The sequence below is a fragment of the Flavobacterium sp. genome (genome assembly GCF_046293665.1).
Classification (GTDB): domain Bacteria; phylum Bacteroidota; class Bacteroidia; order Flavobacteriales; family Flavobacteriaceae; genus Flavobacterium.
The window spans coordinates 182,375-192,876 of the sequence record NZ_JBKBOL010000006.1; the positions used below are offsets into that span (position 1 = coordinate 182,375).

Genomic DNA, 10,502 nt, shown 5'->3' on the forward strand with positions numbered 1-10,502 from the left:
GGGTAATGGATTAACCTTTGATTGGTAAAGAATCTCTTTTAAGATAAAGAAAATAAAAACAAAAATCACAAAAGACAGTTGCCATGTATCCAAACAATAAAGCTTTACTAAAAATTACTAAATCAGCAACTGTAGTAATAGAATGATATAAGATATAAAGCAACCAAACTGTCATACCGATGATGTAAGAGATTAACCTATGATGGTTTTTTTTAATTACCATATAAATATTAGAAAAAATATTTAAAGAACTTACCAAGGCAACAACAAACATCCATTGTGCGGCTTCAACTCCTGATTGGTAGTTAGGTAAAACAATTGCAACAACTTTTGGAAGTAAAGGCCAACCAACTAACAAAATAAATGTATAAATCAATATTGAAACAATTATAAGTTTAAAAGGCATCTTTAATACTTCTGTGATAGACTTGCCTTGACCGTATGCCAAACTCATTTTTGGAAAACTAATACTTGAAATTGCTCCATTAAAAGTACTTAACATATTCTGAACAATATTTGCCAATGCATAAATCCCTAAACCCTTCGCTCCTAACATACTCAAAATCATTGTCCTTTGGAAAGTAGGCCAAAGACTATATACATTAGCCACAAAATAAATAGGCATCCCAACTTTTGATAATTCTTTGAAATTCTTCCAATTAAATCTAGCTTCAGTATGTATTGGCTTCCATTTTTCAGTAAAGTACCAATCAACCATTACCAAAATTATAGCACGCATACAAAGACCATAAAACAAATAGTGATAGACCAAAACAATTGAGACTAAATTTACTAATGTATTAATTAAGGTAATGTTAGATAACTTATTAAAATGATTATCAGAACGATATAATATCTTTAAGTACTTTGTAGTATAAAAAGTTTGAGCAGATGTTATTCCAACAACTAAAGAACCTATTGCATATTCATACTTGGCAATGTAAAAAAAGTAAACACTTGGAATTATGCATAGTCCTAGAATTGCAAAAGATAATGCTAACATAAAATATTTTGCTGTTGCTGCTAAATCAATAGCATAATCCTCTTTTAACTGCCCAAAATAAAAAGGTAATTCTCTACTTAATCCACTAGGAATTCCTAACTGCATCAAAATTACATAAGAAGTAAAAATTGAAAATGCATTAAAAAGACCTAACTCTTCTGGTAACATCCAACGAGCTATGATAAGGCCAGAAATTATTGAAACAACATTTCCAATTAAATTAGATATCGTTACCATAGCAATTGATTTGCTTCCTGAACTCATCCTTTTATCTAAAAATTGTTTCATTAACCAGATATATATTTTTGGATTTGTATAAAGATATATTCTTGACCGGTTCTATTAATGTGATGAAAATCGTCTAAAATCCCTTCTCTGGGCATTTCATTTAAATTAATAAATTTAGTATGCCTTTTTAAAATATTATTGTATTCGTTAATACTTTTAGAAATTCCAGGCAATACTCTTTCATATGCTGTACAAGAAGGCAATATTCCGAGTGTATAAAATTGTTTTGCCGTCAAGGTCATTTTTATATCTAGTAAAGTCTCCTCAAATTTCTTTGGTGAAGCATAATGATGACTTCTAAACTTTCTTAAAAAAGAAACAAAAGGCTTAGTCAACCTAAAAAGTTTTAACTTTTTTATAATATCCATTTCAATCCTACCAAAAGCCCTTGGAGCTGCATCAACAATACCACATTGAAATAGCACAATTTCGGGATTCAGAATTTTATAATAATTTATTTGATTTCGTAAGTCTTTAATAGAAGCTCCACCAATAGAAACATTTATAACATCAAAATTTGGATAGGCTATTTTTATCTTAGCAATATAAGTTTCATTCCACAAAACGAATCCTGACTCGTGTTTTCTGGGCAAAGCAACTGAGTCAGTGATAATTAAAAAAATTGGCTTTTGATTCATTATTTAATAAAGTCCAAACTAAAACGTTCTCCTTTTTCTAAATCTTTATTGGCGGTTTTGCCCAGGATTTCCGAGTAATATTTTGGGTGTAATCCGAATCCGGGACGAACCGATCGAACATTATCAGTGGTAAAAATTTCGCCGGCTTTAACCGCATTAGTAACATACAAGGAACGACAAAAATCTTTGCCTTTCACTTGTTTGTCGGTTAAAGCGTAATCAACCACACCTATCGCTGCTTCAGCTTCTCTAACTGATTTTACCATAGCGGTAAACTCGGCTTCATTCATCGAAAAAGAAGCATCAGGACCGCCAATAGAACGGTCGAGTATAAAATGTTTTTCAATGATTTTAGCACCAAAACAAGTGGCAACTATCGGAACTGTGCTGCCCATAGTGTGGTCAGACAATCCGGTGATTACACCAAATCGCTCAGCCATATCTTTGACCATGACCATATTGGCTTCTTCAATGGGAGCGGGATAACTTGAAGTACATTTCAATAAAGCAATGTCATTATTCCCCATTCTTCTACAGGCGGCTAAAGCCAATTCGATGTCGCTTTCTTCTGCTATTCCGGTAGAAATAATCACCGGTTTTCCCTTAGAAGCTACCAATTCGATTAAAGGAATATCGGTAATTTCAAAAGACGCAATCTTGTATGCGGGTGTATTTAAACTTTCCAACAAATCAACAGAAGTTGGGTCAAATGGCGAGGAAAAACAAACCAAACCTTCAGCCTCTGCGGCTTTGAAAAGGGTTTCGTGCCATTCCCAAGGCGTGTAAGCTTCTTGGTATAACTGATGTAATTTTTGACCATCCCAAATGGTGCCTTTGATGAGAAAATCATCTTTGTCACTGTCAATAGTTATAGTATCTGCGGTATATGTTTGCAGTTTGATACAATCGGCTCCGGCTCTTTTGGCGGCTTTTATGGTTTCCAAAGCCACATCAATACTACCATTGTGATTGGCAGACAATTCGGCGATGATGAAAACTTTAGAAGTTTTATCGATGATGTGATTTTTAATCTTCATATTAATAAATACTTGGATGTTTGATTAGGGCTTCTCCTTTGATAACTATCTCATTAAGTTCATCTAATATTGATGTGGTTACCTCAGCCCTGTTTTTTGCAGAATCTGTTTTAACAACTTCAAATTTGGCCACATATTTTGTATTGGTAAACATGGGTTTAAAAAATGACAAATCTTGTTTTAGATAAATCGTTCCGTTACCCGGAAAAATCGTTCCGAATACCTTCGAAAAAACACTTCCTCCTAAAAAACCATGAATAATAGTTCTCTTAAAAATAGAATTTTTAGCATATTCTTGGTCTAAATGTATAGGATTGAAATCTCCCGAGGCATCTGCAAACTTCACTACGTCATCTTGAGTAAAAGAAAACTCGTATTCGTAACTACTTCCAACTGTAATTTTATTGTCCATATATTTTATTTTTCATGAAGTCGCTGATTAAATTCCATTCACTTTGTAAAATGGCTAATCCAACCACATCGAGTTTCTGACCATTTTTAATGCAATGTTCACGGTAATAAGCTTCTCTTCTAAAACCAAATTTTTCATGCATTTTAATTACTTTATCATTGGTAACAAAAACTTCGCATCTCAATTTATTCAATTTTAGTTCATTGAAAACATATTCTAAAACATTGTACTCAATCTTAGCTCCTATTCCACCACCTCTTACAGATAAATCACCTAAATAAAAGGCCCAATAACAACTACTCAGCGTTCTGTCGATTCCTGTTACACTGGCTAAGCCCAATTTTTTACCATCATATTCTATAATCCAGTAAACACAAGTACTGTCATTGCTGATTTTTTCAAACCATTTGATTTGTTGTTCGGCACTGATGGGTGTTTCATTATACATATACGGAGCAACATCGGGACTGTTTCTCCAATTTCTAACTAATTCTATATCAGCTGCGGTTAAAACCCTTAAGGAAATATCACTCATAACTATTTGATTTTACTGTGTATTACTACGTCTATAAATTTGTTTTCAAAAAAACAATGTTCTTTTAATCTTGCTTCTTCCTTAAAACCGGCATTTAAAAAAGCCTGATACAAATGTGGTCTCAAATCGAAGGCATAAGTATATATTTTGTGGAATTTCAAATCGGCAAAAGCAACTTCTTCTAACAAAGCCAAATAAGCACTCCAAATTTCTTGAAATCGGTTGGCTTCTAACGCTGTGTCCATGATAAACGAAATTTCGGCATTTTGATCAGTCCAATTGATGTGAACCAAACCGCCGTAACCAATACAAACACCATCTTCTAAAAACGAAAACAAGATTTGATTGGGTTGTGTTTGGTCAAATAATTGAGCAACTACATGATTAAAATAATACTCTTGGTCTTCTGCCGTCAATGGTTTTTGCTGACGCAGATGATAAAGTTGTTCGTTCCGCCATTTCATGATGTCCATTCGATCTTCCATTCGAATAGGAACAAGTGAAAAAGCACCTTGTTGAACGGTATTCTGTTGTAGTACTTTGTAAGTCATGATTTTAAACAACCGCATTCATTTTAACCACCACTTTTTTCACATTGGCATGACCTTCATACAAAGCCATGTGGGCAAAATTATTTGGGATAATACAAAAATATCCTTCTGGCACTGAAATCGTTTTGATGGCATCAGATTGTGCCAATAAATAATCATTGACTTCATCATAAGCTTTAAAAGATGTGGTTTCGCTCTCTAAATCGGCATAAGCAATCACATCGGTTCCTTCAAGTGTAATGTGAATGTCCATCAAGGTTTTGTGTGCTTCCAGAACACTCGGATCAAAAGTTTCAGAAACGGCCTGACTGCTAATGGGAATCAAAGTAATTTCGCCATGAGTTTCTTTGGCTGTAATAGCGTTCAAAGATTTAGACTGAGAAACTTTGACGAACTGGTCAATCCCTGAAAACAGTGATTGGTATTGCTGGATATTTTCTAATCGATCTGTTATCATGAGGCTAAAGCTTAATTTTGGTCTTTTCGTTTAAGGTATCAATCAAAGCTTGGTCTGTTTTGTACTTGAGTTGAATGTGACTGTTGATATTTGCCACTTCAGGGTTTTCGTCAAGGTATTTGAATATCGCTTTTAAATTAAAATCCGGGTTTTGTTTAACTTGTTCGTCATGAATTTTGTTGAACATCACCAAGTCTTCATCGTAATCTAAAGTCAGGCGATAAGACCTAACCAATGCTTCCGGTAGATCAACCAAATTGATTTTAAAATGCTCCTGATTGTTCATAAAATACCATGTCATGTATTCCGAATAATCAGCGCTTGGGAAATAGCTCTTGACTTTTCGTAGTGCTTCGGTATTGATAATTTCTAAATTGGTTCCTACGGCTGCTGTTACTGCGCTGGTATAATCGGCACCACTTTTAAAATGCGAGTCTAATAACAGTTGTAAAATTTCATTATCTATAAATGGCATATCGGCTGTGACTCTTACCACTACATCAATTTTCAACAAATCAATGATGTCTAAATACCTTTTGATTACATCATCCGGATGTCCTTTGTGAAATACTACTGAGTCGTCATAAGTATAGTTGGCCAAATCAGCATCACTTTCTAAATCGGAAGTCGCTAAAATCACATGGTGCATGCCTTTGAATTTCTTAGCATTCTTGATGCAGTATTCTACCGAAGTCAAGTCGCCTATTTTGAGCAAAGCTTTTTCTTTCAACCTAGACGATTTTAATCGACAGGCAATGATAACAGCAATTGTTGCGGCTTTAAAATCGGCTCTTTGCAACGTTTCGCCTTTTTTCTTAGGGGTTGAAATGATGGCTTGGCTATACAATAGCTTTTCGATTTCTCTGGTATTTAATCCGCCTTGAGGTGACCTTTTATAATCAAAATCTTCCGTGAGCGAGAGCCCTTTACCAGCGGTGATGTCTTTATTGAGTATTGGTTTTAACAGTGATTTATCGAGATAATTTTTTTCTTTTTCGTTCAAAAAAGAAGCCGAAGCAAGATTATCACGGTCTTTCATCAAACCAACCAACTGCTCAAACTGTGTGCTATTGATACTGGAATAAAAATCATATTTAGTTTCGCGAGTAGTCAGCATCACGTGTTTTTCAATAATATCTGCGCCGTTATTTAAGGCAATAATGGGCAACCAAACCGCATAATCGGAAGTGGCGTCCACATGGTCGGCAAACACTATACGTTTGTTGAATTTTTCTTTTACTGCTCTAATTTTGGAAATACCCGAATCAAGTAATTCTGTTGGATAACCTTGAAATCCTACTTCTAATAACAACTCTTCGGCTTGAATCTCGCGGTTGAATTTATCGACAAAAAAATTAATCTCCTCAAAATCCAAAGAAGCGATGTTTATGATTATTTTTTTCTTTGATAAATCGATGGCTTTTAATCGCTCAAACAAAACATAATTGAACAAAACCGATACTTGAAGTTTTATGCCATCCACCAAATCGAGGTTTTCTTTCAAAACATCAACGCCATAGGTGTCAAACAAATCGAGCCAAACCATTTTTGTTTCCTTCGCCTTTTTGATGATAGACTGCCATTCTTGATGATTAAAAGACAATTGTTCGTACACCGGAAACCATTCAAAATCCGGGGTAGACAAAGCATCCGCTTTTAAGGGTTGGAATTTAATGGCATAGCCATCATCATACTTCGAAAAAGTATCGACTAATTCTAACATATAATTTAAATCTCCTCCGTGCGTATTGGCTACTTCAATGATTACCTTCATGCTATTTATAATATTTAATTATGGTTTCAATGACAAACTGTTGTTCCTCATCAGTTAAAGTCGGATACATAGGCAAACTGATACAATGCTTATAATAATTTTCCGCCTGAGGCATATCGCCTTCTTGCCAACCCAATTGTCGGTAATAAGGCATTAAATGACAAGGGATATAATGAATCTGAGCAAAGATGTTTTGGGTTCGCAAATAATTGTAAAGTCCTAATCGGTCTTCAACTTCCAACACATACAAATGGTAGGCATGACCTTCAACAGCTCCGGATTGCCCTTTGATAAAAGACAATCCTTGAAATGCTTTTTCATAATTGGAAGCAATGGTTCTTCTTCGTTCCAAGCCTTTTTCGGCGCGTTGCAATTGGCTTAAACCCAAAGCTGCTTGAAAATCGGTTAGTCTGTAATTGAATCCTAAGTCTTGCATTTCCATATACCAACCCGGATAATTGGTATCGCCACCGGCAAAGGCTATAGAATTGGTATATAAATCTTCCGATTTCACAATCCCGTGCGTTCTGAGCATCAGCAGTTTTTTATAAAGCTTTTCATCATTAGTGGTAACCATACCACCTTCTCCTGAAGCAATATGTTTTACGGGATGAAAAGAAAAAATAGCCAAATCGGCAAAAACACCATTACCGCAATTTTGACTATCACCATTACTATCGGTAAAATATCCACCGGGCGAGTGGCACGAATCTTCAATTATCCAAAGGTTGTATTGGTCGGCTAATTTTTTAAATTTTTCCAAGTCGACTGCTCTTCCGGCAAAATCAACCGGAATGATTCCTTGATAAGTTCCGGCAGGAGCGCTTTCCAACAGTTTCACCACCGAATCATAATCTAAAAGATAAGTTTCGGGGTCAATATCTGCAAAAACAACTTCACCACCACAATAACGAACACAATTCGCGGAAGCCGCAAAAGTTATCGGTGTGGTAATTACCTTTTGTCCCGGTTTGACCTCAAGCGCTAAAGTACACAAGTGTAGTGCTGCAGTTCCATTGGCTACCGCAACGGCATATTTTGAACCGATATAACCGGCAAATGCTTCTTCAAATTCGGCAATTTTAGGTCCTTGGGTAAGAAAATCAGATTGCAAAGTGGTTATAACAGCCTCAATGTCATCTTGGGTAATGTGCTGTCTACCGTAAGGAATACTTTTATTCATTACTTATAATTTAAAAGTTGGATCAACATGGGTAACGATTAACTCTCTCAAACCTTCTACCGTTTCCCATTCGGTATTATCACCTGAATTGTAGGCAAATCCGGCCGGAACTTTAACGGCATCAAAAGTGGTGATAAACTCTTCAATTTTCCACTTAGGCGTTGAAGGCAAGATCGTATAATATTTTCCTAAATCATAAGTATAAAAGGAATCCGAAGGCGTAATCATTTCTTCATGCACTTTTTCTCCGGGTCTGATTCCGATAACTTTGTGTTCACATTCAGGACCAATGGCTTGGGCTACATCTAAAATTCGGTACGATGGAATTTTCGGCACAAATATTTCTCCACCCCAAGCGTGAAATAAAGCATGCATAACCATATCTACACCTCCTTGAAGCGAAATATTGAAACGCGTCATATTAGGCTCTGTGATAGGAAGCACCCCGTCTTTCTTCTTATTGATAAAAAAGGGAATCACCGAACCGTTTGAGCCCATCACGTTACCGTATCGAACTACTGAAAACTTTATCGGGTTCCAACCGGTGATATTATTAGCGGCAACAAACAGTTTGTCTGAAGCCAACTTCGTAGCACCATACAAATTAATGGGTGCACAAGCTTTGTCTGTAGAGAGTGCTACCACTTTTTCAACGGTTGAGTCGAGGCAAGCATCAATAACATTTTGAGCGCCGTGGATATTGGTTTTTACACATTCATCCGGATTATATTCTGCAATGGGAACATGCTTCATGGCTGCGGCATGAATTACATAATCAATGCCTTTCATCGCTCTTTTGAGTCTTTCTTTGTCTCGCACATCACCAATAAAAAACCTGATTTGAGGATATTGGTCATGAGGGTATTCCTGTGCCATTTGAAACTGTTTTTGCTCGTCTCTTGAAAAAATAACCAGCCTTTTTATTTCAGGATAATTATGCAATATATGAGACGTTAGAGCTTTACCTAAGGAACCTGTTCCTCCGGTAATCAAAATAGATTTACTGGTAATCATATTGTTTTAGTGTTTTTTTATCACGGCTTCGCCGCGTCAGTCACACAATAGTGCTAACTTAAATTTAATAAAATTCAAACCAAACAGAGCTAAAATGCCGAAGGGCAATTTACACTGCTATTATTCTTGCTCGTAAACCAACAAACCGCCCTTATCATTGTTTTGGGTTAGATAAAACACCACTTTCTTTTGAATGGCTAGTTCTATTCTTTCCGCCAGAATTACGATATAATCTTCATTTAATTCATTCCCTTCCAAAACTACTTCGATGGTACCGCTGTCAATTCCTTTAGCATAATCACCAATGATAAATACCCTGCGAACTTCTCCCATACGGTCAAGAACCAATTCTACAAGAGTATCTAGTCCGATATATTTATGGACTACTTGCTGCAGTAAATTAAAAAAAGGATGTTTTTGATTGGCTTTGTAAGTAACTTTATTTTCTGTGTCTTGGCGAATCAGATAGCCGGCCTCTGAAAGATTATTCAACTCTTTCCGAATCGCATTAGTAGATTCCTGCATTTCTGTGGCCAATCCTCTTAGATAACCTTCGTTAGCAACATTGATGAAAAACTTCACCAATAATCGCAATCGCGTTTTCGAGGTTATCAAATTTTCAAGCATTGGAAAAATTGTTTGAGTAACAAAAGTACTCGTTTGTTTTAAATTGACAAACTATTTGTTGAAATTTAAAGTTAGAATAACATCTAATCTTTATTTGTTTTGATGAATAGTAATTGCCTTTAAAAAAACAACTTATCCATTTATACTATTGAACCTCCATAATCACTACGATACCCAAGGATTCCAAAATCAATTGGACTTTTTTACCTCTGTGTTCCTTAACTACGGCATCCATCCCGCTAAACAAACCTTCTTTTAAAGTAATTTTAGTTCCGCGTTGTAACTGCTCAACTTGAAGTTTTGGAGAATCGCTTGAGAGCCAAGAGCGCAATGTATCAATTTCTTCCTCCCTAACCATAGCCGGTTTTCCCAACCAATAAAGATACCTTACAATCCCGGCTACTTGAAAAACTTGATCTCGATTTTTTTCCTCGAGTTGTACAAAAACATAAGAAGGGAGCAAAGGCTCTTCAACCCTTTTCTTCCGATCACTCCATTGCTTTACTACAGTTACTAAAGGACAATAAACAACAAACCCCAACTCTTGAAGTTTTACCGTTACTTTCTTTTCATTGCGAGGTTTAGTATAGAGAACATACCAAGACATAAAATCTATTTAAGTAAACAAAAATAGCGCAATTAAAACAAAAACCTGAAACCCAAAACAAGAATTAATTCACAATCCCCTTAACCCATCTTAACTTCTTAATGGTAAAAATTTAATTGCGTCTTTGCGTGAAACCTCATCCTCAAAAAAAAAATCCCTGTCTCGTTTTACCGAAACAGGGATTAATCCACATTTTTTTGTCATTCTCGCCAAGGCGGGAATTATCGCTTCACAACTCTCAAAGTTTGTACCGTTTCATCCTGTGTAACCACTACATTGTAAACACCACTAGGGTATTGCTCACCTATAGTTAAATTACTCATATTCGATACTTTTGATTCTCGTTGCTCTACCAATCTGCCAACCATATCATAAA

The 10,502-nt window shown here is 35.7% G+C and carries 13 protein-coding genes; all 13 read right to left on the reverse strand.

Translation table 11 applies throughout. The features are described from left to right. Positions 1-10: 10 nt before the first annotated feature. The 13 genes from ACK4R1_RS10495 to ACK4R1_RS10555 all read right to left on the reverse strand — a co-directional run bounded on the left by ACK4R1_RS10495 (position 11) and on the right by ACK4R1_RS10555 (position 10,494). The gene (locus ACK4R1_RS10495) at positions 11-1,291 is read right to left on the reverse strand and encodes a lipopolysaccharide biosynthesis protein (RefSeq protein ID WP_409686591.1); all 1,281 of its coding nucleotides are present in this window, start codon (positions 1,289-1,291) and stop codon (positions 11-13) included. Then, entirely contained in the window at positions 1,291-1,929 is a 639-nt protein-coding gene (locus ACK4R1_RS10500) for a hypothetical protein (protein WP_409686593.1), read from the reverse strand. Before ACK4R1_RS10500 ends, ACK4R1_RS10495 begins: the two co-directional genes overlap by 1 nt. Further along, positions 1,929-2,966, reverse strand: coding sequence for a pseudaminic acid synthase (pseI, locus tag ACK4R1_RS10505; protein ID WP_409686595.1), 1,038 nt, complete (start codon positions 2,964-2,966; stop codon positions 1,929-1,931). The genes ACK4R1_RS10500 and pseI overlap by 1 nt, the downstream gene beginning before the upstream one ends. A 1-nt stretch (position 2,967) precedes the next feature. Continuing rightward, on the reverse strand, positions 2,968-3,378 hold the full coding sequence (locus ACK4R1_RS10510) for a MaoC family dehydratase (protein WP_409686597.1): 411 nt from the start codon (positions 3,376-3,378) through the stop codon (positions 2,968-2,970). Then, positions 3,368-3,913 carry a UDP-4-amino-4,6-dideoxy-N-acetyl-beta-L-altrosamine N-acetyltransferase gene (gene pseH, locus ACK4R1_RS10515; RefSeq protein WP_409686599.1) on the reverse strand — a complete coding sequence of 182 codons (546 nt, stop codon included), beginning with the start codon at positions 3,911-3,913 and terminating at the stop codon, positions 3,368-3,370. The genes ACK4R1_RS10510 and pseH overlap by 11 nt, the downstream gene beginning before the upstream one ends. Positions 3,914-3,915: 2 nt before the next feature. Beyond that, a complete protein-coding gene (locus tag ACK4R1_RS10520; protein WP_409686602.1) occupies positions 3,916-4,464 on the reverse strand; it encodes a GNAT family N-acetyltransferase in 549 nt (182 codons plus the stop codon). 4 nt (positions 4,465-4,468) lie between these two features. Beyond that, entirely contained in the window at positions 4,469-4,921 is a 453-nt protein-coding gene (locus ACK4R1_RS10525) for a YhcH/YjgK/YiaL family protein (RefSeq protein WP_409686604.1), read from the reverse strand. Positions 4,922-4,925: 4 nt separating this feature from the next. After that, positions 4,926-6,695, reverse strand: coding sequence for a cytidylyltransferase domain-containing protein (locus ACK4R1_RS10530; RefSeq protein ID WP_409686606.1), 1,770 nt, complete (start codon positions 6,693-6,695; stop codon positions 4,926-4,928). A gap of 1 nt (position 6,696) precedes the next feature. Beyond that, positions 6,697-7,878, reverse strand: coding sequence for a UDP-4-amino-4,6-dideoxy-N-acetyl-beta-L-altrosamine transaminase (gene pseC / locus ACK4R1_RS10535; protein ID WP_409686608.1), 1,182 nt, complete (start codon positions 7,876-7,878; stop codon positions 6,697-6,699). A gap of 3 nt (positions 7,879-7,881) precedes the next feature. Next, positions 7,882-8,892 carry a UDP-N-acetylglucosamine 4,6-dehydratase (inverting) gene (pseB, locus tag ACK4R1_RS10540; RefSeq protein WP_409686610.1) on the reverse strand — a complete coding sequence of 337 codons (1,011 nt, stop codon included), beginning with the start codon at positions 8,890-8,892 and terminating at the stop codon, positions 7,882-7,884. A 120-nt stretch (positions 8,893-9,012) separates the two neighbouring features. Then, positions 9,013-9,519: an ArsR family transcriptional regulator gene (locus ACK4R1_RS10545; protein WP_409686612.1), complete on the reverse strand. Its 507-nt coding sequence runs from the start codon at positions 9,517-9,519 to the stop codon at positions 9,013-9,015. Positions 9,520-9,664: 145 nt separating this feature from the next. Continuing rightward, the gene (locus ACK4R1_RS10550) at positions 9,665-10,126 is read right to left on the reverse strand and encodes a UpxY family transcription antiterminator (protein WP_409686614.1); all 462 of its coding nucleotides are present in this window, start codon (positions 10,124-10,126) and stop codon (positions 9,665-9,667) included. A 221-nt stretch (positions 10,127-10,347) separates the two neighbouring features. Next, complete coding sequence (locus ACK4R1_RS10555) at positions 10,348-10,494, reverse strand: hypothetical protein (protein WP_409686625.1); 147 nt, start codon at positions 10,492-10,494, stop codon at positions 10,348-10,350. Between the last annotated feature and the right edge of the window lie 8 nt (positions 10,495-10,502).